The following is a 22,274-nucleotide window of genomic DNA, read 5'->3' on the forward strand; positions in this document are numbered from 1 at the left end:
AGTCAGCCGGAGCGGCGGCTACGCTGCTCTGATGGCAGCCCGCCACCACACGCTGAGCTCGTCGATCGCCAGCCTGCACGGCGACGAGCAAGCAGTGGGTTCGCCGCTGAACGATACCGAGCTCACCGCGCTGCAGCGCACCCGCCTGTTCGGCGCCACCGGCACCGTCCTGATGGCGATCGGCGCGCTGGGCGCCGGGGCGCGGCCCGTCGTGCAGGACCCGACCTTCGGGGTCCGGCTGCTCAACCTGCCGTCGCGCATCCAGACGGTCTCGCTGACGATGACGACGACGGGCGCGGTGATGATGGCGCTGGCCTGGCTGATGCTGGGCCGGTTCGCGCTTGGCAATCGGCGGATGTCGCGCGGCGACCTGGACCGCACCCTGCTGCTGTGGACGCTGCCGCTGCTGATCGCGCCGCCGATGTACAGCAAGGACGTCTACTCCTACCTGGCGCAGAGCCAGATCTCGCTGGAGGGGCTCGACCCGTACAAGGTGGGCCCGGCGTCCGGGCTGGGTCTCGGCCACGTGTTCACGCTGTCGGTGCCCACCCTGTGGCGCGAGACCCCGGCGCCCTACGGCCCGTTGTTCCTGTGGATCGGGCGCGGCATCTCGGCGCTGACGGGCGAGAACATCGTCGCCGCCGTGCTGTGCCACCGGCTGGTGGTGCTAATCGGTGTGGGCCTGATCGTGTGGGCCACCCCGCGGCTGGCCCGGCGCTGCGGCGTCGCCGAGGTGAGCGCGCTGTGGCTGGGGGCCGCAAATCCGCTGCTGATCATGCACCTGGTCGCCGGCGTCCACAACGAGGCGCTGATGCTCGGGCTGATGCTGGCCGGCGCCGAGTTCGCGCTGCGCGGCATCGACTCTCCGCGACTGCTGCCCACCTCCTGGCGGCCGGGCGCGGATTGGGAACCGCTGGGGATGCTGCTCGCGGGCGCGATCCTGATCACCCTGTCTTCGCAGGTGAAGCTGCCGTCGCTGCTGGCACTGGGCTTCGTCACGATGGCGCTGGCCTACCGCTGCGGGGGCAACCTGCGCGCCCTGCTGCTGGCGGGCGGTGGGATGGCGGCACTGGCGCTGGCCGTGATGGCCCTCGTCGGCTGGGCCAGCGGGCTCGGGTTCGGGTGGATCTACACGTTGGGCACCGCCAACGTCGTGCGCAGCTGGATGTCGCCGCCGACGCTGCTGGCCCTCGGGACCGGCCAGGTCGGCATCCTGCTGGGCCTGGGCGATCACACCACCGCGGTGCTGGCGCTGACCCGTGGCATCGGCGTGCTGATCATCATGGTGTTGGTGGCCTGGTTGCTGGTGGCCGTGTTCCGCGGCCGGCTGCACCCGATCGGCGGCCTGGGCGTCGCGCTGGGTATCTGCGTGCTGCTGTTCCCGGTGGTGCAGCCGTGGTATCTGCTGTGGGCCATCATCCCGCTGGCCGCCTGGGCGACGCGCCCGGGCTTCCGGGTGGCGGTGATCGTCATCACCCTGGTCGTCGGCATCTTCGGCCCGACGGCCAACGGCGACCGCTTCGCCCTGTTCCAGATCGTGGACGCCACGCTGGCCAGCAGCCTCATCGTGGCGGTGCTCATCGCGGTGACCTACACCCGGTTGCCGTGGCGCCAACTGCGGCCGAACGGCCCAGAAGCCAACGGCGAGGCGGTGATCAAGCTGCCCGCCCCGGCTCCCGCCGAGACCCCGAAGCCCGACGCCTACGCTGATTCCACGTGAGCCGCGCCGTCCCCGATACGCCCGACACTGTCGTTCGGCTGCGCGGGGTCACCAAGCAATACGGCTCCACCACCGCGGTCTCGGATCTCGATCTGGAGGTGCACGCCGCCGAGGTGCTGGCCCTGCTCGGGCCCAACGGCGCCGGTAAGACCACGACGGTCGAGATGTGCGAGGGCTTCGTGCGCCCCGACGCCGGCACCATCCAGGTGCTCGGCCTGGACCCCATCGCAGACAACGCCCGCCTGCGCGCGCGCATCGGGGTGATGCTGCAGGGCGGCGGCGGCTATCCCGCGGCGCGGGCGGGCGAAATGCTCAACCTGGTGGCCGCCTACTCCGCCGACCCGCTCGACCCCGCGTGGCTGCTGGACACCCTCGGCCTCACCGACGCCGCCCGCACCACCTACCGGCGGCTCTCCGGCGGCCAGCAGCAGCGGCTCGCGCTGGCCTGCGCGCTGGTCGGCCGGCCCGAGCTGGTGTTCCTGGACGAGCCCACCGCCGGCATGGACGCCCACGCGCGGCTGCTGGTGTGGGAGCTGATCGACGCGCTGCGCCGCGACGGCGTGACCGTGGTGCTGACCACCCACCAACTCAAGGAGGCCGAGGAACTCGCCGATCGGCTGGTGATCATCGACCACGGGGTGACGGTGGCCTCGGGCACCCCGACCGAACTGATGCGGGCCGGCGCCAAGGACCAGCTGCGGTTCACCGCGCCCCCACGCCTCGACCTGTCGCTGCTGGCCGCCGCGCTGCCGGAGGACTACAAGGCCACCGAGGTGACGCCCGGCGAGTACCTGGTAGAGGGCCCCGTCGACCCGCAGGTGCTGGCGACCGTCACCGCGTGGTGCGCGCAGATCGACGTGCTGGCCACCGACATGCGCGTCGAGCAACGCAGCCTCGAGGACGTCTTCCTCGACCTCACCGGCAGGAAGCTACGGCCATGACCGAGTCGGTGTTCCCCGCGGGGACATTCACACCCGATCCGCGCCCCAGCGCCGTGCCGCGGATGCTCGCCGCGCAGTTCGGGCTGGAATTGAAGCTGCTGCTGCGCAACGGCGAGCAATTGCTGCTGACCATGTTCATCCCGATCACGCTGCTGGTCGGGCTGACGCTGCTGCCCTTCGGCGACTTCGGCCGCAACCGCGCCGCCACTTTCGTCCCGGTCATCATGGCCCTGGCGGTCATCTCGACGGCCTTCACCGGGCAGGCGATCGCCGTCGCGTTCGATCGCCGCTACGGCGCGCTCAAACGGCTCGGGGCCACCCCGCTGCCGGTCTGGGGCATCATCGCCGGAAAGTCCCTGGCCGTGGTCACGGTGGTGTTCCTGCAGGCAATCCTGTTGGGCGCCATCGGTTTTGCGCTGGGCTGGCGACCCGCGCCCGCGGCATTGCTGTTGGGCGCGGCGGTCATCGCGCTGGGGACGGCGGGCTTCGCGGCGCTGGGGCTGTTGCTCGGCGGGACGCTGCGCGCCGAGATCGTGCTCGCGGTCGCCAACCTGATGTGGTTCGTCTTCGCCGGCCTCGGCGCGCTGACCGTGGAGATGAAGGTGATCCCGACGGCGGTCAAGTGGGCGGCGCGGCTGACCCCGTCGGGCGCGCTGACCGAGGCGCTGTCGCAGGCGATGACGCTGTCGGTCGACTGGTTCGGGCTCGTCGTGCTGGCGGTGTGGGGCGCGCTGGCCGCGCTGGCCGCGCTGCGCTGGTTCCGCTTCACCTGACGAGGCCGCTTCTACTACGCGGCGTAGGAGCCCTTACGATCGGGCGGTGCTACGACGAACGCTGCGGCGGTTGGTGGACCTGCTCCCCGACCCCAGCCTGCGCGCCCAGCGGGCCGTCGCGGCGCTCGTCATCCTCACCCAGGGCGGCATCGCCGTCACCGGCGCGATCGTGCGCGTCACGGCCTCGGGCCTGGGCTGTCCCACCTGGCCGCAGTGCTTCCCCGGCAGCTTCACCCCGGTCGCGGTGGCCGAGGTGCCGCGGATCCACCAGGCCGTGGAGTTCGGGAACCGGATGATCACCTTCGCGGTGGTGATCGCCGCCGCGCTGGCGGTGCTGGTCGTCACCCGCGCGCGCCGGCGCACCGAGGTCCTGGTGTACGCGTGGCTGATGCCGGTGTCGACGGTTGTGCAGGCGGTGATCGGCGGCGTCACCGTGCGCACCGGGCTGCTGTGGTGGACCGTCGCGGTCCACCTGCTGACGTCGATGACGATGGTGTGGCTGTCGGTGTTGCTCTACGTCAAGGTCGGCGAGCCGGACGACGGCGTGGTCCACGACCGGGTGCCGCGGCCGCTGCGCGCGCTGACGGCGCTGAGTGCGGTGAACCTGGCGGCGGTGCTGGTCACCGGCACGCTGGTGACGGCCGCCGGCCCGCACGCGGGCGACCGCAGCCCCAGCCGGACGGTGCCCCGGCTGAAAGTCGAGATCACCACGCTGGTGCACGCGCATTCGTCGCTGCTGGTCTCGTACCTGACGCTGCTGGTCGGGCTGGGCTTCGGGCTGCTGGCCGCCGGTGCCGGCCGGGCGATCCGGCTGCGGCTGGGCGTGCTGGTGGCCCTCGTGTGCGCCCAGGCCGCCGTCGGCACCGCGCAGTACTACACCGGGGTGCCCGCCGCCCTGGTCGCGGTGCACGTGGCCGGCGCGGCGGCCTGCACGGCGGCGACGGCGGCGCTATGGGCGTCGATGCGAGAACGGACCGAGCCCCAGCCGCTCGCAGGCTGACTCCACCGCGAGAGCGAACTCGCGCTGGGCGCGCGCCCGGGTGTCGGCGTCAAGGTGCGACCAGCCCAGCGACGGCGCCACTAGGTCGAGCCCCACCAGCCGGTCCCCCGCCAGGTCGGCGCGCGCGTAAAGCAGGTCGCGCGAACCGATTCCGGCGCGTCCGGCGGCCGACGCGATGGCGGCGTAGCCGAGGTCCCACGCCTCGAACTCCGGCTCGACCGGCCAGGCGTGCGACCGTTCCCCGCCGAGAAAGATCAGCGCCGACTGCGCCGTCGCGCCCGCCGCCACGGGTACCCCGTCGTCCTCCAGGTCGCGCAGGTACCGCTCGCCGAGATTCCACTCGACGGCCTCCGGCGCGTTGAGCAGGTGGCGCACGCGGCGCATCCAGGCGAGGAAGTCGTCGCTGCGGTCTGGGGCGTCGCGCAGGATCACGAGGTCAGCCGCGACGGTTTGCGGGTCGTCCCAGGGCAGCCAGCTCGCGTGCAGCCCACGGGTTCGCAGCGCGGGCACCAGCCCCGCATCGTCGGGGTGCCGCGGACCTCCCGCCAGCAGGATGCGCGGATGGAAGACGTCCGGCCGGGCCAGCTTCATGCCCGGGCATGATATCGGCATGCACGCAATCGAAGTCAGCGAAACCGGTGGTCCCGAAGTCCTGCGCTACGTCGACGTCCCCGAGCCGACGCCCGGTCCCGGCGAGGTCCTGATCAAGGCCGAGGCAATCGGCGTCAACTACATCGACACCTACTTCCGCTCCGGGCAGTACCCGCGCAAGGTCCCGTTCGTCCTCGGCCAGGAGACGTCCGGCACCGTCGTCGCCGCGGGCGACGGCGTCGACGGGTTAAGCGCGGGCGACCGGGTGGGCACCGCCGCGGCGACATCCGGTGCATACGCCGAATTCGCCACCGCCCCAGCGGCTTTGACCGCGAAGGTGCCCGACGACGTGACGTCCGAGGTGGCGGCCTCGGTGATGCTGAAGGGCCTGACCGCGCACTACCTGCTCAAGTCGGTGTATCCGGTCAAGAGCGGCGACACCGTGCTGGTGCATGCGGGCGCCGGCGGCGTCGGGCTCATCCTGACGCAGTGGGCCACACTGCTCGGCGCGCGGGTGATCACCACGGTCTCCACGCCGGAGAAGGCGCGGCTGTCCAAGGACGCCGGCGCCGTCGAGGTGCTCTCCTACCCCGAGGACGCAGGCGAATTCGGCCAACAGATCCGCGAATTGACGGGGGGCGACGGGGTGGCCGCGGTGTACGACGGCGTGGGCGCGACGACCTTCGACGCCAGCCTCGCCAGCCTGGCCGTGCGCGGGACCCTGGCGCTGTTCGGGGCCGCCAGCGGCCCCGTCCCGCCGTTCGACCCGCAGCGCCTCAACGCGGCCGGGTCGGTGTTCCTGACCCGGCCGTCGCTGGCGCACTTCATCCGCACCGGCGACGAGTTCCATTGGCGCGCGGGCGAACTGTTCGACGCGATCGCCGGCGGCGGCATCACCATCGAGGTCGGCGGCCGCTACCCGCTCGCCGAAGCGGCGAGCGCGCACCGGGACCTGCAGGGCCGCAAGACGACGGGCTCGATCGTGCTGCTGCCGTGAGCGGCTAGAGCAGCGTCGGCAGCGCGATCACCGAGTCGACCGCCAGCGCGCAGAACACCACCGCCAGGTAGTTGTTCGACTGCAGGAACAGCCGCAGCGGCTTGACCGGCTCGCCGGCGCGCACGCCGGCGTACAGCTGATGGGCCATCGCCAGGAACCACACCCCGGCCAGCAGGGCGACCGCCGCGTACAGCCAGCCGGTGGCCAGCGCCAGCGCCAGCGTCGCGAGCACGGTCAGCCACGTGTAGATCAGGATCTGCTTGGTGACCTGACGCTCGGTCGCCACCGCGGGCAGCATCGGGACGCCGGCCGCCTTGTAGTCGTCCTTGTAACGCATCGCCAGGGCCCAGGTGTGCGGCGGCGTCCAGAAGAAGATGATCGCGAACATCACCAGCGCCGGCCAGCCGATGGTGCCGGTGATCGCGGACCAGCCGATCATCACCGGCATGCAGCCGGCCGCCCCGCCCCACACCACGTTCTGTGACGTGCGGCGCTTGAGGAACAGCGTGTAGACGAACACGTAGAACGCGACGGTCGCCATGGCCAGCAGCCCGGACAGCAGGTTCGTCGTCCACCAGAGCCAGAAGTACGAGGCGGCGGTGAGCACCAGCCCGAATACCAGGGCGTTGCGCGTTGGCACCGCGGCGCGGGCCAGCGGCCTGCGCGCGGTGCGCTTCATCACCTTGTCGATGTCGGCGTCGGCCACGCAGTTGAGCGTGTTGGCGCCCCCGGCGGCCAGCATCCCGCCGATCAGCGTGTTCAGGATCAGCAGCGGGTTCACGGTGCCACGGTGGGCCAGCAGCATCGCCGGTATCGCGGTGACCAGCAGCAGTTCGATCACCCGTGGCTTGGTGAGCGCCAGGTACGCCAAGACCGTGCCTTCTACCCGGCTCGGTACTCGACTCGGCGCGACGCGCCCGCGAACGCTCACGCAATAACTCCTCGGGTCGCAGCAGCGCGCAGCATCTACTACGCACGATGGTAGACCGCGGGCCGGCGGCCGCCTGCCCGGAGGGTCCGAAAGGGATTCTTCCGAGAATTCCGAACTGAATGCAAAGCCCAGGCAACGAGGGCGTAATTTTCACTGCGGCCGGCGTTGGGTACCCGAAACTCTGCACTGCAGGAGCCGGCACTCCCGCATTAGGGTAGGCAATATCAGCTTGATGACCCAAGGACTGAGGCTGTGACGACACTCGAAGAGATCTCCACGCTGACCCAACCGCACCTCCCCGACGACTGGACCGAGATCGATTCGGCTGCGGTCGACACGATCCGGGTGCTGGCCGCCGACGCGGTCCAAAAAGTCGGCAACGGCCATCCCGGAACGGCCATGAGCCTGGCCCCGCTGGCCTACACCCTGTTCCAGCGAGCGATGCGCCACGACCCCAGCGACACCTTCTGGCTGGGTCGCGACCGGTTCGTGCTGTCGGCCGGTCACAGCAGCCTGACGCTGTACCTGCAGCTGTACCTCGGCGGGTTCGGCCTGGAGCTCTCCGACATCGAGTCCTTGCGCACGTGGGGATCCAAGACGCCCGGGCACCCGGAGTTCCGGCACACCAAGGGCGTTGAGATCACCACCGGCCCGCTCGGCCAGGGCCTGGCCTCGTCGGTCGGGATGGCGATGGCGTCGCGCTACGAGCGCGGCCTGTTCGATCCGGACGCCGAGCCGGGCACCAGCCCGTTCGACCACTTCATTTTCGTGATCGCCTCCGACGGCGACATCGAGGAGGGCGTGACCTCCGAGGCGTCGTCGCTGGCCGCCGTGCAGCAGCTCGGCAACCTCATCGTGTTCTACGACCACAACCAGATCTCCATCGAGGACGACACCAACATCGCGCTGTGCGAGGACACCGCCGCGCGCTATGAGGCCTACGGCTGGCACGTGCAACGGGTGGAGGGCGGCGAGAACGTCGCCGGCATCGAGGAGGCCATCGCCAACGCCAAGGCCGTCACCGACCGGCCGTCGTTCATCGAGCTGCGCACCATCATCGGCTACCCGGCGCCCAAGCTGATGAACACCGGCAAGGCACACGGGGCGGCCCTCGGCGACGAGGAGGTCGCGGCCGTCAAGAAGATCCTGGGGTTCGATCCCGACAAGAACTTCGAGGTGCGCGACGAGGTCATCGCCCACACCCGCAAGCTGGTGGACCGTGGCAAAGAGGCGCACGAGAAGTGGCAGGCGGAGTTCGACGCGTGGGCGCAACGCGAACCCGACCGCAAGGCGCTGCTGGACCGGCTGACCGCGGAGAAGCTGCCCGACGGCTGGGACGCCGACGTCCCGACCTGGACAACGGAAGACAAGCCGCTGGCGACCCGCGCGGCGTCCGGCAAGGTGCTCAACGCGGTCGGCCCGAAGCTGCCCGAGCTGTGGGGCGGCTCGGCCGACCTGGCGGGCAGCAACAACACCACCATGGACAACGTCAAATCGTTTGGGCCCCCGTCGATTTCGACGAAGGACTACACCGCCGACTGGTACGGGCGCACGCTGCACTTCGGCGTCCGCGAACACGCGATGGGCGCCATCCTGTCCGGCATCGTGCTGCACGGGCCGACCCGCGCCTACGGCGGCACGTTCCTGCAGTTCTCCGATTACATGCGCGGGGCGGTGCGCCTGGCGTCGCTGATGAACATCGACACCATCTACGTGTGGACGCACGATTCGATCGGGCTGGGCGAGGACGGTCCGACGCACCAGCCGATTGAGCACCTGGCGGCGCTGCGGGCTATCCCCCACCTGTCGGTGGTGCGCCCGGCCGACGCCAACGAGACCGCCTACGCCTGGCGCACGGTCCTGGCCCGCGGCAACGGCAGCGGCCCGGTCGGCCTGATCCTGACCCGCCAGGGAGTGCCGATCCTGGAGGGCACCAGCTTCGAGGGCGTGGGCCGCGGCGGCTACATCCTCGGCGATGACGGCGGTGACGAGCCCGACGTCGTGCTGATCGCCACGGGCTCCGAGGTTCAGCTCGCCGTCGAGGCACGAAACCTGTTGGCGGACTCCGACATCGTCGCGCGAGTGGTGTCGATGCCGTGCGTGGAGTGGTTCGAGTCGCAGCCGGAGGAGTATCGCGACAGCGTGCTGCCGCCGTCCGTGTCGGCGCGGGTGGCCGTCGAGGCCGGGGTCGCGCAGTCCTGGCACAAGCTGGTCGGCGACACCGGCCGGATCGTGTCGATCGAGCACTACGGCGAATCCGCCGATTACAAGACTTTGTTCCGTGAGTTCGGCTTTACCGCCGAAGCCGTCGCGGCGGCAGCGGAGCAGGTAGTCGATAACTGAGAAAGGGTGATTCATATGGCCAGTCAGAACCCCAACCTCGCGGCGTTGAGCGCCGCCGGGGTGTCCGTTTGGCTGGATGACTTGTCGCGCGAGCGGCTGCAGTCGGGCAATCTGCAGGAGCTGATCGACACCAAAAGCGTTGTCGGCGTGACCACCAACCCCTCGATCTTCCAGAAGGCGTTCGCCGACAGCGACACGTACAACGGCCAGATCGCCGAGCTGGCCGAGCGCGGCGCCGACGTGGACGCCACCATTCGCACCGTCACCACCGACGACGTGCGCAACGCGTGCGACGTGCTGCGCCCGCAGTGGGAAGCCTCCGACGGCGTCGACGGCCGGGTCTCCATCGAGGTCGACCCGCGGCTGGCCGCCGAGACCGACAAGACCACCGCGCAGGCGGTCGAGTTGTGGAAGATCGTCGACCGGCCCAACTTGTTCATCAAGATCCCAGCGACCAAGGCCGGTATTCCTGCCATCACTTCCGTTCTGGCGGAAGGGATTTCGGTGAACGTCACGCTGATCTTCTCCGTCGAGCGGCACCGCGAGGTGATGGACGCCTACCTGGCCGGGCTTCAGAAGGCCCGCGAGGCCGGCCACGACCTGTCGAAGATCCATTCCGTCGCTTCGTTCTTCGTCTCCCGGGTCGACACCGAGGTCGACAAGCGGCTGGAAAAGATCGGCTCCGCCGACGCGCTCGGGTTGCGCGGCAAGGCCGGCGTCGCCAACGCCCGGCTAGCCTACGCCGCCTACGAGGAGGTCTTCGGCGGCGATCGCTACGAGGCGCTGAAGTCGGACGGCGCCCGGGTGCAGCGCCCGCTGTGGGCGTCGACGGGGGTCAAGAACCCCGACTACCCCGACACGCTCTACGTCACCGAGCTGGTCGCCCCGAACACGGTGAACACCATGCCGGAGAAGACGATTGACGCCGTCGCCGATCACGGCGATGTCAAGGGCGACACCGTCAGCGGCACTGCGTCGTCCGCCCAGGAGGTGTTCGACAAGCTGGCCGCGGTCGGCGTCGACCTCACCGACGTCTTCGTGGTGCTGGAAGAAGAGGGCGTGGACAAGTTCGTGGAGTCCTGGACCGAGCTGTTGGAAGAGACGCAGAAGCAACTCGATTCCCTCGGCAAATGAGCCCGTCGGGCTCCAAGGTGAGCTCCCGCGGCGGCGCCGCGCAATGGCGAAATCCGTTGCGGGACAAGCAGGACAAGCGGCTGCCCCGGATCGCCGGGCCGTGCGGCATGGTGATTTTCGGCGTCACCGGCGACCTGGCCCGCAAGAAGGTGATGCCGGCCATCTACGACCTGGCCAATCGCGGGCTGCTGCCGCCCACCTTCTCGCTGGTGGGCTTCGCCCGCCGGGACTGGCAGACGCAGGATTTCCGCAAGGTGGTCTATCAGGCCGTCAAGGAGCACTGCCGCACCCCGTTCCGGGAGGAGAACTGGGAGCGGCTGGCCGAGGGATTCCGCTTCGTGCCGGGCGCTTTCGATGACGACCAGGCGTTCGCCCGGCTGGCCGAGACCCTGGAGAAGCTCGACGCCGAGCGCGGCACCGGCGGCAACCATGCCTTCTACCTGGCGATCCCACCGAACGCGTTTCCGGTGGTGTGCGAGCAGCTGCACAAGTCCGGACTGGCCCGCCCGCAGGGCGACCGGTGGAGCCGGGTGGTCATCGAGAAACCCTTCGGGCACGACCTGCAAAGCGCCCGCGAGCTGAACAAAACCGTCAACGCCGTCTTCCCCGAGGAGGCGGTGTTCCGGATCGACCACTACCTCGGCAAGGAGACGGTCCGCAACATCCTGGCGCTGCGATTCGCCAACCAGTTGTTCGACCCGATCTGGAACGCCCACTACGTCGACCACGTGCAGATCACCATGGCCGAGGACATCGGGCTGGGCGGGCGGGCCGGCTATTACGACGGCATCGGCGCCGCCCGCGACGTCATCCAGAACCATCTCATGCAGCTGCTGGCGCTGACCGCGATGGAGGAACCGATCAGCTTCAATCCGGCGGCGCTGCAGACCGAGAAGATCAAGGTGCTCTCGGCGACACAGCTCGCCGAACCGCTCGACGAGACCACCAGCCGCGGCCAGTACGCCGGCGGCTGGCAGGGCGGCGAGAAGGTCGTCGGCCTGCTCGACGAGGAGGGGTTCGCCAAGGACTCCACCACCGAGACGTTCGCCGCCATCACGCTCGAGGTCGACACCCGCCGCTGGGCCGGTGTGCCGTTCTACCTGCGGACCGGTAAACGCCTGGGCCGCAGGGTGACCGAGATCGCCCTGGTCTTCAAGCGCGCACCGTTTCTGCCGTTCGACGCCACCATGACCGACGAGCTTGGCGCCAACGCGATGGTCATCCGGGTGCAGCCCGACGAGGGCATCACGCTGCGGTTCGGCTCCAAGGTGCCCGGCACCGCGATGGAGGTCCGCGACGTCAACATGGACTTCTCCTACGGGTCGGCGTTCGCCGAGGAATCGCCGGAGGCCTACGAAGCGCTCATCCTCGACGTGCTGCTCGGCGAGCCGTCCCTGTTCCCGGTCAACGAGGAGGTCGAATTGGCCTGGGAGATCCTCGATCCCGTCCTGGACAACTGGGCGGCACACGGTAAGCCCGACCCGTACGAGGCCGGCACCTGGGGTCCGGAGTCGGCATTCGAGATGCTGCGCCGCACCGGCCGGGAATGGCGGCGGCCATGATCCGCGCCGGCGACGATATGGCGCGTAGTGCCACAACTGGCGGAGCGGAGCGGCGCCAATGATCGTCGACCTACCCGACACGACCACCACCGCGGTCAACAAGAAACTCGACGAGCTGCGCGAGAAGACGGGCGCCGTAACCATGGGCCGGGTGCTGACGCTGCTCATCGCGCCCGACAACGAAGACGTGCTGGAGGAATCGCTCAAGGCCGCCAACGACGCCAGCCACGAGCACCCCAGCCGGATCATCGTGACGATGCGGGGCGACCCCTACGCCGACGAACCGCGCCTGGACGCGCAGCTGCACTCCGGCGGCGACACCGGCGCCGGCGAGGTGGTGATCCTGAAGCTGTCCGGGCCGCTGGCCGGCCACGCCGCCAGCGTGGTCGTTCCGTTTCTGCTGCCCGACATCCCGGTCGTGGCGTGGTGGCCCGACGTCGCCCCGGAGACGCCGGCGCAGGACCCGTTGGGCAAGTTGGCAATCCGGCGCATCACGGACGCCACCAACGGCATCGACCCGTTGTCGGCGATCAAGGGCCGCCTGCCCGGGTACACCGCCGGCGACACCGATCTGTGCTGGGCGCGCATCACCTACTGGCGGGCGCTGTTGACCTCCGCGGTCGACCAGCCGCCGCACGAACCTATCGAGTCGGCGGTGGTGTCCGGCCTGCAGACCGAGCCGGCCCTGGACATCCTGGCGGGCTGGCTGGCCAGCCGGATCGACGGTCCGGTGCGCCGGGCCGTCGGCGACCTCAAGGTCGAGCTGGCGCGCCAGAGCGAGACCATCGTCTTGAGCCGCCCGCAGGACGGCAGGACGGCCACGCTGAGCCGCACCGCCAAACCCGACGCGCTGGTTCCGTTGGCGCGCAGGGAAACCGGCGAATGCCTGGCCGAGGACTTGCGGCGGCTGGACGCCGACGAGATCTACCGAACGGCGCTGGAGGGCATCAAGAAGGTGCAGTACGTATGAGCCCCATCGTCGAAGTTTTCGAAGACGGCGACGCCCTCGTCGAGGCCGCGGGCGGACGGCTGATCAAGACCATCCAGGACGCCACCGCGGCCCGGGGCCGGGCGCTGATCGTGCTGACCGGCGGCGGCAACGGCATCGGGCTGCTGCGCTACCTCGGCAGCCGGCGTGAGCAGATCGAGTGGTCCAAGGTGCACCTGTTCTGGGGCGACGAGCGCTACGTCCCCGAGGACGACGCCGAGCGCAACGACAAACAGGCGCGGGAGGCGCTGCTCGATCACGTCGACATCCCGTCGAGCCAGGTGCACACGATGCCGGCCAGCGACGGCGAATTCGGTGCGGACCTCGCCGCCGCGGCGCTGGCCTACGAGCAGCTGCTGGCGGCCAACGCCGAGCCCGGCCAGCCGGCGCCGAATTTCGACGTCCACCTGCTGGGAATGGGGCCGGAGGGCCACATCAACTCCCTGTTCCCCGACACCCCCGCCGTGCTCGAGACCAGCCGCCTGGTGGTCGCCGTCGACGACTCCCCCAAGCCGCCGCCGCAGCGAATCACGTTGACGCTGCCCGCGATCCGGCGTTCCCGCGAGGTGTGGCTGATGGTGGCCGGGGCGGGCAAGGCCGAGGCGGCGGCCGCCGCCATCGGTGGCGCCTCGCCGGCGTCGGTGCCGGCCGCCGGGGCCGTCGGGCTCGAGACCACGTTGTGGCTGCTGGACCGAGAGGCCGCATCCAAGCTTCCCGCCTGACCGGTCCGAAGTCATAATTGCCGTCATGGCAGACAGAACCGCGCGCGGGGGGCCCGAGCGAAGCCGGATCAAGACCCTCACCCAGGCCGCGCTGAACGCCGACAAGACCGTCGAGCAGGTCGAGGACGTGCTCGACGGCCTGAGCACCACGATGAGGGAGCTGAACAGCTCGCTGACCAACCTGAACGCCACGGTCGAACGGATGGAGGCCGGGCTGGATCACCTGGACGGCACCCTGGGCAGCCTCGACGACCTGGCCAAGCGCCTGATCGTGCTGGTGGAGCCGGTGGAGGCCATCGTCGCGCGGATCGACGACCTGGTGAAGGTGGGCGAGACGATGATGTCGCCGCTGTCGGTCACCGAGCATGCCGTGCGCGGCGTGCTGGACCGGCTGCGCAACCGGACCGCGCACTAGCAGGTGCCCGGCGCCGGCCCGGTGCCCACTCCGCCGTACGCGGAGGGAACGGGCCTGCCCTGGGACGTGTCCGTCGACGACGCCGTCGCGACCATCGCCGCGGCCCGGGCACGATACGGCGACACGTTCGCCGTGCACAGCGGGCCGGACCGCTACCTGTTCACCTTCTCCCCCGTCGGGGTCGAGTCGTTCTACGCGCTCACCGAGGACACGGCCAGCAAGGGGGTCGCCGATTACCTGATGCTGCGGCGCAAACTTCCCGACGACATCTTCATCGGGCGTAAGACCTTGCCCAGCAACCTGTTTCGCCGCGACGATGTGGCCTCCTACCTCGCCAACCTGGAGCGGGCGCTCGAGCGGACCGGCGCGGAGCTGGGACCGGCCGGCCGGGTCGACGTCTTCGATCTCGCGCGACGGCTCGGCCACCGCATGGGGCTGGCCTCGTGGGCGGGTCCCGGGTCGGCCGACGGCCAGGCCTTCGAGCGCCTGGTGGGCGCCCTCGACACGCTCGACGGCTCCGAGGCGTTCGTCCACCCCGACCGGATGGCGGCGGTGGCGGCGACGGGCAAACGCGCCGAACGGGACGCGCTGGACGAGGTCGCCGACATCGTCGCCGCCGCGGTGCGCAGGTACGACGCCGGCGACGACGCCCTCAGGGGCGACCACGGCCTGTTCGGCAGGATCGTGGCCGAGTGGTCCACCGAGGCGCCGCAGCCCCGGCTGCGCGGCATCGCGCTCGACGTCGCGCTCATCCACATCGCGTCCATGTCGAACCTGGCGGCCGCGCTCGGCTGGGCGATGGTGGACCTGCTCGAGCACCCGGCCGAGCTGGCGCGGGTTCGCTCCGGCGACAACGACTTTGCGCAGCGGTGCGCGCTGGAATCGACGCGCCTGGCGCAGCGCTCGATCATGACCCGCGCCGTGCTTTCCCCGGTGCGCTTCGACACCGGGGACGTCACCTACGAGGTGCCGCCGGGCTGGACGATCGCCACGCTGCTGCCCTTACTCAACACGTCGGCGGCGCCGGGGCTGAGCGAGTGGGATCCCGATCGATGGAACCGCCACCGCCTGGTCGGACAGGAATCCCTGCCGTCGCCGATGCTGGTGACCGCTTTCGGGCACGGCCGGCATTCGTGCCCGGCCCAGCCGTTTTCGCTGGCCGCGATGACGACGGCCACCACGCGCCTGCTCGGCGAGTACGAGATGACGCCTTGCTGGGCCACGCATCCCGTACCGGTGCCGGCGCAGATCGGGGGCGTCGCGCGCGCCGACGGGCCGTGTCCGGTCGACTACTTCTCCAGGTCGATCGCGTCGAAAACCTGAAGCGCGTGCTGAAATGGCTCGGGTGTGATCCCCCGCTCACTGCCAAACGGATGGTCGAGCGAGAAGATGATGCACAACAGCAGGCCGAGTAGTACCGCGATCGTGCCGGACACCATGATGTGGCCGACGGTACTGCCAATGCGCAGGAATCCCGTGAGCGTCACCAGCACCGCCCCGCCGAAGATCAGCGCCGCGAAGAGCAGCGGCGGTATGCGCGGTTTGGCGTCGATCATTCGCGTCGCGCGGTCGGAGGCCAACGCGCTCAACTGGTTGAGGAATGCCCCGTTGATCGGGCTCGACGCCACGTCGGCCGGCTGACTACCGATGACCCGGTACATCCCGGTGATCGCGTTTCGTCCGCCGTCACCGGTGCCGCCGCCACCTTCCTTGTCCCATTCAGGACCGGTCACCGCGGTGGCGTACTGCCGGAGCAGCTGCCGCATCTGCGTCCGCTCTTGCTCCGGCATGGCGACGGTCTGCCCATACAGCGTCGTCAGCCTGGACGACTCGTCGGCGACAATCGTTGCCGCGGAGGAGAACTGCTGCCACGAGACGACCACGGTGAATCCGAGCAGGGCGCCGTAAACAAGCCCGACCACGGTGATGAACGGCGAAACCGCCGAATTGTGTTCTTTGCCGGCCGAGTCCAAGATCCGATTTGCCACCAATATGCTGCCCACCGCGACCAGAATCGCGACGGCGACGGCGAGAAATACAAGTAGCCAGAGCGGCATTCCGGACCCACCCACCGCGTTACCCGCTGTTGCGCAGCGCGCTGGTCAGACCGTTCATCGTCAGCAGGATACCGCGCTGCACCAATTCGTCGTCGTCGCCCGAGCGGTGGCCGAGCTGCTGATCGTGCTATCGACGACCTGGTGGAGGGCTAGCCCTACATTTTGGTCGATCGGGCCATCACGAAGCTGTACAGGCCGTATGTGATGATCCCCGCGCCGGCCGCGACCAACAGCGCCGGCCCGTAGGACTGGGCCCCTAGGGTTTTGAGCGCCCCGTCGAGTCCGGTGGCCTTCTTCGGTTCCGAGCGGCACGCGGCGACGACGACCAGCGCCCCGGTGCCGGCGATCACGACGCCCTTCGCCACATAGCCGGCGGCGCCGAGGCGCCGCACCAGACGACCCGCCTTGCCCTTGAGGTCGCCGACGAAATTGCGGCTGGCGCCCTTGTAGATGTGGTAGCCGCCCACGGCGACGATGACGACGCCGCAGGCGATGAGCGCGACGGTCCCGGCGGTCGTCTGCATCAGGCGGGCGCTGATGCTCGAATTCTGTTGATCGGCGGGTCTTCCGGCGCCCAGGGCGTATCCGAACGCCGAGTAGGCGAAGGCGAGATATACCGCCGCCAATCCGAAAGCTTTCGCCCGGTCCCACACTCCCGGCGACGAGCGCTCGGGTTCGCGGTCACTCGACCGGCCGAGGGCCGTTTCGACCAGCCGCCACAGGCCCATCGCCAGCAGGGCGGCCGCGGCGACCCAGAGCACCACGGGGCCGCCCGGTTTGCCCGCCAACGTCGCCAGTGCGCCGGTCTGATCGGCGGTACCACCGTCGCCGAAAGCGACACGGAAGGCGAGGTAGCCGACGATCAGGTGCAGCAACCCGTTCACCACGTACCCGGCGCGGGCGATTCGTTCGAAGACGCCGTTCTGGGCCACTTGTGCCGGTTCCATGGCACAGGGATGCCCGTCAGCCGCTGTTACGTAACGCGCTCGCCAGTCCGTTCATCGTCAGCAGGATTCCGCGCTGCACCAACTCGTCGTCGTCGCCCGAGCGGTAGCGGCGCAGCAACTCCACCTGCAGGTGGTTGAGCGGCTCCAGGTACGGGAAGCGATTGAACACCGAGCGGGCCAGCGCCGGGTTGTCGGCGAGCAGGTCGTCGTGACCGGTGATGAGCTTGTGCATGGCGATGGTGCGCTTGTGCTCGTCGACGATCTTGTCGAACACCCTGTGCCGCAACGATTCGTCGGCCACCAGCTCGGCGTAGTGCGCTGCCAGGCCGAGGTCGCTCTTGGACAGCACCTGGGCCATGTTCGAGAGCACGCTGGCAAAGAACGGCCACCGCTCGTACAGGTCGTGCAGGATCGCGACGCGCTCGGTTTCGCTCTGGGGGCCCGCCGCGATCCACTGCTCGAAGGCCGCGCCGGTGCCATACCACCCCGGCAGCATCACCCGCGACTGGCTCCACGCCAGCACCCACGGGATGGCGCGCAGGTCGGAGATGGATTCGGTGGGCTTGCGCGAGGTCGGGCGGCTGCCGATGTTCAGCGACCCGATCTCGCTGACCGGTGTGGACGCCTTGAAGTACTCGACGAAACCCGGTGTCTCGTGCACCAATTCGGCATACGCGCGGTGTGCCAGCGCGGCCACCTCGTCGAGCACTGCGTAGGCCGGTTCCGCGGCGTCGCCCAGCCCCTCCACGTCGAGCAGCGTCGACTCGACGGTGGCGGCCACCAAGCTCTCCAGGTTGCGCCGGGCCAGTTCGGGCTCGGCGTATTTGGCGGCGATCACCTCGCCCTGCTCGGTGAGGCGCAGCGAGCCGTTCACCGCGCCCGGCGGTTGCGCCAGGATCGCCTGGTAGCTGGGGCCGCCGCCGCGCCCCACGGTGCCGCCGCGACCGTGGAAGAGCCGCAACCGGATTCCGGTCTTGCGGGCCACCTCGACGAGGGTGAGCTCGGCCCGGTACACGGCCCAGTTGGCGGCCAGGTACCCGCCGTCCTTGTTGGAGTCGGAGTAGCCCAGCATCACCTCCTGGCATCCGCCTCGGGCGTCGACCAGCGCCCGGTAGATGGGCAGGTCGAGCATCGCCTGCAGGATCGACGCGCCGTTGTGCAGGTCGTCGATCGTCTCGAACAGCGGCGAAATGCCCAGGGGGCAATAGGGTTCCGGCCCGGACGCGTCCAGCAGGCCGGCCTCCTTCAACAGGATCGCGGCCTCCAGCACGTCCGACACCGACTGGCACATCGAGATGATGTAGTTGGGCACCGCCGCCGGGCCGTACAGTTCGACGGCGCGGGCACCGGCCGTGACGACGCCCAGCTCGCTGCGGGCCAAATCGGACAGTTGCGCGCGGTCGCCCACTAGCGGCCGGCGGGTGCTCAACTCCCCCGCCAGCAGCGCGACCCGCTCGCCTTCGGCCAGCGAGGCGTAGTCCGGGTGCACCCCGGCCCAGGCCAGCAGCTCGGCGACCACCTCCTCGTGCACGTCGGAGTTCTGCCGCATGTCCAGGCCGGACAGGTGAAAACCGAAGGTGTGCACGCTTTCTCGCAGCCGGGCCAACCGATCGTCGGCCAACAGCTCGGCGCCGTGCGTGCGCAGCGACGCGTCGATCACGTCCAGGTCGGCCCGCAGTTCCGCCGGGGCGGAGTACGGCGGCAGGCCGAGGTCGAGCTCGTGCTGAGGTCGGCGGTCCAGGATCTCGGTGCCCGTGGCGGTGAGCCGGGCCCGGATCACCCGCACCGCCCGCCGGTAGGGCTCGTCGGCGCGGGAGCTCTCGTCGCCGCCGTCGGCCAGCGCGGTCAATTCGGGGGTGACGGTGATCAGCCGCGCCGACATCGACAGCTCCTGCTCGAGCTCGGTCAGCTCGGCCAGGTAGTGCGCCAGGGCGGTGAACGCGGCGCTGCCGGTGGCCCGCCGCACGACGTCGGCGGTCACGTTCGGGTTGCCGTCGCGGTCCCCGCCGATCCAGGACCCGGGTTGCAGGATGGGCGCCGAAAGCAGGTCGGCGTCGGGCCAGCGGGCGCGCAGCGCCTCCCGCACCTCGGCGTTGACCTGCGGGATCACCGTGAACAACGCGGCCGGGTAGTACCGCAGGCCCACCTCGATCTCGTCGGTGATCTGCAGTCGGGACAGCCGGATCAGCGCGGTCTGCCACAGCGTGAGGACCTGGCGGCGCAGCTCGAGCTCGATGTTGCGGCCGTGGTCGGTCTCGGTGTGACCGGCCGCGCGCAGCCGCATCAATTCGGTGATGCGGTGCTGGGTGACGAACACGGTGCGTCGGCGGGTCTCGGTGGGATGGGCGGTGATCACCGGGGACACCAGGGCGCCGCGCAGGGCGTCGGCCACCGTGCCCGAATCGAGCTCTGCCCGATCGAGTTTCGCGTAAGTCGCGGCAAGGCTGCTGTGCTGCGGCGGCTCGCCGGCAGCCACGTGGACGTCCCGTCGGCGCTCCCGGTGGATGTCTTCGGCGACGTTGGCCAGCAGCGCGAAGTGGCTGAACGCCCGGATGATCGGGATGGCCTGGTGAATGTCGATCCGAGAGAATATCCGCGCCATGTCGGCCCGGTCGATCTCGGAGCGCCGCACCCGGAACGACTCCACCCGCGCGCGCTCCACGAGCTCGAAGACCTCGTCGCCGTTCTGCTCGCGCACGGTGTCGCCGAGGATGGTGCCCAGCAGCCGGATGTCGGCGCGCATCGGCTCGGTCGCCTCGCGGCCGACCCGGGTGCGTTGGACGGCACCGATCGGTTCGAGCGCGGTGTCGGAAGCCTCAGCCATGCGTCCCAGTATCGAGGCGGATCGCGTGCTGCGCCCGTCGAGCGGTCAGCGGTACTTGATCAGCAGGGCCATGCCGATGATGCACACCAGCCAGATGCCGACGATGAACACCGTCAGCCGGTCGAGGTTCTTCTCCACGACCGTCGACCCGGACAGGCTCGACTGCACGCCGCCGCCGAACAGCGTCGACAGGCCGCCGCCCTTGGCGCGGTGCAGCAGCACCAGCAGCACCACCAGGATGCTGGTGACGACCAGGGTGATCTGCAGGGCCAATTGCATGATGTGCAGCTTACCGGCGGCGCGCCGATGTCACGGCAGGGGCCCGCCGGCCGCGATGGCCGCCAGAGTGGCGAACTGCTCACCGTCCAGCGACGCGCCCCCGACCAGCCCACCGTCGACGTCCTCCTGAGCGACGAGCTCGCCGACGTTCTTGGCGTTCATCGAACCGCCGTAGAGCACCCGGACGCCGTCGGCGACCTTCGCCGAGGCGAGGGACGCCAACTCTTTCCGGATCGCCGCGCACACCTCCTGGGCGTCGGCGGAGCTGGCCACGCGGCCGGTGCCGATCGCCCAGACCGGCTCGTAGGCGATCACCACGTTGGCGATCTGCTCGGCCGACAGCCCGGCCAGCGAGCCGCGCAGCTGGTTTTCGCAGTAACTGACGTGCTCGCCGGCCTCCCGGGTCTCGAGATGCTCGCCGACGCACACGATCGGGGTGAGCTCGTGCTTGAGCGCGGCGGCGGCCTTGGCGGCCACCAGCGCGTCGTCCTCATGGTGGTAGGTGCGGCGCTCGGAGTGGCCGACGACGACGAACTGGCAGCCCAGCTTGGCCAGGAACGCGCCGCTGATGTCGCCGGTGTAGGCGCCCGAGTCTTGCGGGGACAGGTCCTGGGCGCCGTAGGTCAGCCGCAGCTTGTCGCCGTCGACCAGGGTCTGCACGCTGCGCAGGTCGGTGAACGGCGGGAGCACCGTGACGTCGACCTTGTCGTAGTACTTGTCCGGCAGCGCGAACGCGATCTTTTGCACCAGCGCGATCGCCTCGAAGTGATTGAGGTTCATCTTCCAGTTGCCGGCGATCAGTGGTTTACGGCTCACGCGTCGTCCTCACTTGGTTGCTCGCGGCCGAGAACCTCGATACCCGGCAGCGTTTTGCCCTCAAGGTATTCCAGCGATGCGCCGCCGCCGGTGGAGATGTGTGAGAAGGCGTCCTCCGGGATTTTCAGCGCGCGGACCGCCGCGGCGGAGTCGCCGCCGCCGACGACGCTGAACGCGCCCTTCAGGGTCGCCGCAACAATCGCCTCGGCGACACCCCGGGTGCCGGCCGCATAGGCAGGAAACTCGAATACGCCCATCGGGCCGTTCCAGAAAATGGTCCTGGCGTTGGACAGCAGCGTGCCGAACCGCTTGACCGAACCAGGGCCGATGTCCAGGCCAATCAGATCAGCGGGAATCGCGTTGGCGGCCACGAACTGTGGCGGCGAGTCGGCGGCGAAGCTTTCGGTCACCACGATGTCCCCGGGCAGCCGCAACACATCGGCGTAGGTGTCCAGCAGGTTGCGGCAGGTTTCGATCATGTCTTCCTCAAGCAGCGATTTGCCCACCGAATATCCCTGCGCGGCAAGGAAGGTGAAGCACATGCCGCCCCCGATGACGATGCTGTCGGCCTTGGTTGCCAGCGACTCGATCACCCCGAGCTTGTCGGACACCTTCGATCCTCCGAGCACAACGGCATAGGGCCGCTCCGTGGAGCTGGTCAACTGCTCCAGCACCTTTATCTCGTCAGCGACCAAGGTGCCCGCGTAGTGCGGCAACAGCTCGGCGACGTCGTACACCGAGGCCTGCTTGCGGTGCACCACCCCGAATCCGTCGGAAACGAAAGCGCCTCCCGGAGAGACCAATTCGGCCAGCTGGCGGGCCAGGGCGCGTCGCTCGCCGTCGTCCTTGCTGGTCTCGCGCGGGTCGAAGCGGATGTTCTCCAGCAGCAGGATGTCGCCGTCGGTCAGGCCCTCGGCCCGGGCCAGCGCGTCGGCGCCGACGACATCGCCGGCCAGCTGCACGTGCCGGCCGAGCTGGTCGCCGAGCGCGGCCGCGACCGGCGCCAGCGACAGCTTCGGGTCGGCGCCGCCCTTGGGACGGCCCAGGTGCGCGGTGACCACGACCTTGGCGCCGGCCTCGAGCAGCGCCTTCAGCGTCGGCACCGACGCGGTGATGCGGCCGGCGTCGGTGATGGTCCCGTCGTCGAGGGGGACGTTCAGGTCGGAGCGCACCAGCACGCCGCGACCCGAAACCCCCGCGGCCAGAAGGTCTTCGAGAGTCGGGATGCTCACGG

Annotated in this window: 20 protein-coding genes; 12 read left to right on the forward strand and 8 right to left on the reverse strand. The window is 69.7% G+C overall.

The features are described from left to right. Window positions 1-31: 31 nt before the first annotated feature. The 4 genes from mptB to AC5Y7V_RS20410 are packed head-to-tail and all read left to right on the forward strand — an operon-like array spanning window position 32 to window position 4,434. Entirely contained in the window at window positions 32-1,720 is a 1,689-nt protein-coding gene (mptB, locus tag AC5Y7V_RS20395; protein ID WP_499881850.1) for a polyprenol phosphomannose-dependent alpha 1,6 mannosyltransferase MptB, read from the forward strand. After that, a complete protein-coding gene (locus AC5Y7V_RS20400) occupies window positions 1,717-2,661 on the forward strand; it encodes an ABC transporter ATP-binding protein (protein ID WP_499881851.1) in 945 nt (314 codons plus the stop codon). Before mptB ends, AC5Y7V_RS20400 begins: the two co-directional genes overlap by 4 nt. Beyond that, window positions 2,658-3,434 carry an ABC transporter permease gene (locus AC5Y7V_RS20405; protein WP_499881852.1) on the forward strand — a complete coding sequence of 259 codons (777 nt, stop codon included), beginning with the start codon at window positions 2,658-2,660 and terminating at the stop codon, window positions 3,432-3,434. Before AC5Y7V_RS20400 ends, AC5Y7V_RS20405 begins: the two co-directional genes overlap by 4 nt. Window positions 3,435-3,480: 46 nt before the next feature. Beyond that, window positions 3,481-4,434 (forward strand): COX15/CtaA family protein, encoded by a 954-nt coding sequence (locus AC5Y7V_RS20410; RefSeq protein ID WP_499881853.1) that lies wholly within the window; start codon window positions 3,481-3,483, stop codon window positions 4,432-4,434. On the opposite strand, the gene AC5Y7V_RS20415 is transcribed toward AC5Y7V_RS20410, so the two are convergent. Then, a complete protein-coding gene (locus AC5Y7V_RS20415; RefSeq protein WP_499881854.1) occupies window positions 4,384-5,025 on the reverse strand; it encodes a DcsG N-terminal domain-containing protein in 642 nt (213 codons plus the stop codon). The two genes, AC5Y7V_RS20410 and AC5Y7V_RS20415, sit on opposite strands and share 51 nt — an antisense overlap. 19 nt (window positions 5,026-5,044) lie before the next feature. On the opposite strand from AC5Y7V_RS20415, the gene AC5Y7V_RS20420 reads away from it, so the two are divergent. Beyond that, window positions 5,045-6,022, forward strand: coding sequence for a quinone oxidoreductase family protein (locus tag AC5Y7V_RS20420; RefSeq protein WP_499881855.1), 978 nt, complete (start codon window positions 5,045-5,047; stop codon window positions 6,020-6,022). Window positions 6,023-6,026: 4 nt separating this feature from the next. On the opposite strand, the gene AC5Y7V_RS20425 is transcribed toward AC5Y7V_RS20420, so the two are convergent. Next, a complete protein-coding gene (locus tag AC5Y7V_RS20425; protein ID WP_499881856.1) occupies window positions 6,027-6,953 on the reverse strand; it encodes a heme o synthase in 927 nt (308 codons plus the stop codon). A gap of 252 nt (window positions 6,954-7,205) precedes the next feature. Here AC5Y7V_RS20425 and tkt point away from each other — a divergent pair, with 252 nt between their 5' ends. The 7 genes from tkt to AC5Y7V_RS20460 are packed head-to-tail and all read left to right on the forward strand — an operon-like array spanning window position 7,206 to window position 15,440. Then, on the forward strand, window positions 7,206-9,296 hold the full coding sequence (gene tkt, locus AC5Y7V_RS20430; RefSeq protein WP_499881857.1) for a transketolase: 2,091 nt from the start codon (window positions 7,206-7,208) through the stop codon (window positions 9,294-9,296). 15 nt (window positions 9,297-9,311) lie between these two features. Next, on the forward strand, window positions 9,312-10,430 hold the full coding sequence (tal, locus tag AC5Y7V_RS20435) for a transaldolase (RefSeq protein WP_499881858.1): 1,119 nt from the start codon (window positions 9,312-9,314) through the stop codon (window positions 10,428-10,430). After that, on the forward strand, window positions 10,427-11,992 hold the full coding sequence (zwf, locus tag AC5Y7V_RS20440) for a glucose-6-phosphate dehydrogenase (protein ID WP_499881859.1): 1,566 nt from the start codon (window positions 10,427-10,429) through the stop codon (window positions 11,990-11,992). Before tal ends, zwf begins: the two co-directional genes overlap by 4 nt. A 58-nt stretch (window positions 11,993-12,050) precedes the next feature. Next, the gene (opcA, locus tag AC5Y7V_RS20445; protein ID WP_499881860.1) at window positions 12,051-12,962 is read left to right on the forward strand and encodes a glucose-6-phosphate dehydrogenase assembly protein OpcA; all 912 of its coding nucleotides are present in this window, start codon (window positions 12,051-12,053) and stop codon (window positions 12,960-12,962) included. After that, a complete protein-coding gene (gene pgl, locus AC5Y7V_RS20450) occupies window positions 12,959-13,702 on the forward strand; it encodes a 6-phosphogluconolactonase (RefSeq protein WP_499881861.1) in 744 nt (247 codons plus the stop codon). The genes opcA and pgl overlap by 4 nt, the downstream gene beginning before the upstream one ends. Window positions 13,703-13,718: 16 nt before the next feature. Continuing rightward, entirely contained in the window at window positions 13,719-14,117 is a 399-nt protein-coding gene (locus AC5Y7V_RS20455; protein WP_499882034.1) for an ATPase, read from the forward strand. Window positions 14,118-14,138: 21 nt separating this feature from the next. Then, window positions 14,139-15,440, forward strand: a complete 1,302-nt coding sequence (locus tag AC5Y7V_RS20460) for a cytochrome P450 family protein (protein WP_499881862.1) — start codon at window positions 14,139-14,141, stop codon at window positions 15,438-15,440. On the opposite strand, the gene AC5Y7V_RS20465 is transcribed toward AC5Y7V_RS20460, so the two are convergent. The 6 genes from AC5Y7V_RS20465 to AC5Y7V_RS20490 form a co-directional block, all read right to left on the reverse strand. Next, window positions 15,407-16,189: a bestrophin-like domain gene (locus AC5Y7V_RS20465; RefSeq protein WP_499881863.1), complete on the reverse strand. Its 783-nt coding sequence runs from the start codon at window positions 16,187-16,189 to the stop codon at window positions 15,407-15,409. The genes AC5Y7V_RS20460 and AC5Y7V_RS20465 overlap by 34 nt on opposite strands. A gap of 140 nt (window positions 16,190-16,329) precedes the next feature. Next, a complete protein-coding gene (locus AC5Y7V_RS20470) occupies window positions 16,330-17,121 on the reverse strand; it encodes a DUF1206 domain-containing protein (protein ID WP_499881864.1) in 792 nt (263 codons plus the stop codon). A gap of 16 nt (window positions 17,122-17,137) precedes the next feature. Beyond that, window positions 17,138-19,945: a phosphoenolpyruvate carboxylase gene (ppc, locus tag AC5Y7V_RS20475; protein ID WP_499881865.1), complete on the reverse strand. Its 2,808-nt coding sequence runs from the start codon at window positions 19,943-19,945 to the stop codon at window positions 17,138-17,140. A gap of 45 nt (window positions 19,946-19,990) precedes the next feature. After that, window positions 19,991-20,224, reverse strand: a complete 234-nt coding sequence (gene secG / locus AC5Y7V_RS20480; protein ID WP_066929551.1) for a preprotein translocase subunit SecG — start codon at window positions 20,222-20,224, stop codon at window positions 19,991-19,993. A 30-nt stretch (window positions 20,225-20,254) separates the two neighbouring features. Then, on the reverse strand, window positions 20,255-21,040 hold the full coding sequence (gene tpiA / locus AC5Y7V_RS20485) for a triose-phosphate isomerase (RefSeq protein ID WP_499881866.1): 786 nt from the start codon (window positions 21,038-21,040) through the stop codon (window positions 20,255-20,257). Further along, window positions 21,037-22,272 carry a phosphoglycerate kinase gene (locus tag AC5Y7V_RS20490; protein WP_499881867.1) on the reverse strand — a complete coding sequence of 412 codons (1,236 nt, stop codon included), beginning with the start codon at window positions 22,270-22,272 and terminating at the stop codon, window positions 21,037-21,039. Before AC5Y7V_RS20490 ends, tpiA begins: the two co-directional genes overlap by 4 nt. Window positions 22,273-22,274: the final 2 nt, after the last annotated feature.

The sequence above is a fragment of the Mycobacterium sp. NGS34 genome, assembly GCF_059812845.1.

Coding starts and splice junctions, on each gene's coding strand:
- mptB (WP_499881850.1), top strand. CDS start 32: ATGGCAGCCCGCCACCACACGCTGAGCTCGTCGATCGCCAGCCTGCAC.
- AC5Y7V_RS20405 (WP_499881852.1), top strand. CDS start 2,658: ATGACCGAGTCGGTGTTCCCCGCGGGGACATTCACACCCGATCCGCGC.
- AC5Y7V_RS20415 (WP_499881854.1), bottom strand. CDS start 5,025: ATGAAGCTGGCCCGGCCGGACGTCTTCCATCCGCGCATCCTGCTGGCG.
- AC5Y7V_RS20420 (WP_499881855.1), top strand. CDS start 5,045: ATGCACGCAATCGAAGTCAGCGAAACCGGTGGTCCCGAAGTCCTGCGC.
- tal (WP_499881858.1), top strand. CDS start 9,312: ATGGCCAGTCAGAACCCCAACCTCGCGGCGTTGAGCGCCGCCGGGGTG.
- zwf (WP_499881859.1), top strand. CDS start 10,427: ATGAGCCCGTCGGGCTCCAAGGTGAGCTCCCGCGGCGGCGCCGCGCAA.
- opcA (WP_499881860.1), top strand. CDS start 12,051: ATGATCGTCGACCTACCCGACACGACCACCACCGCGGTCAACAAGAAA.
- pgl (WP_499881861.1), top strand. CDS start 12,959: ATGAGCCCCATCGTCGAAGTTTTCGAAGACGGCGACGCCCTCGTCGAG.
- AC5Y7V_RS20470 (WP_499881864.1), bottom strand. CDS start 17,121: ATGGAACCGGCACAAGTGGCCCAGAACGGCGTCTTCGAACGAATCGCC.
- ppc (WP_499881865.1), bottom strand. CDS start 19,945: ATGGCTGAGGCTTCCGACACCGCGCTCGAACCGATCGGTGCCGTCCAA.
- secG (WP_066929551.1), bottom strand. CDS start 20,224: ATGCAATTGGCCCTGCAGATCACCCTGGTCGTCACCAGCATCCTGGTG.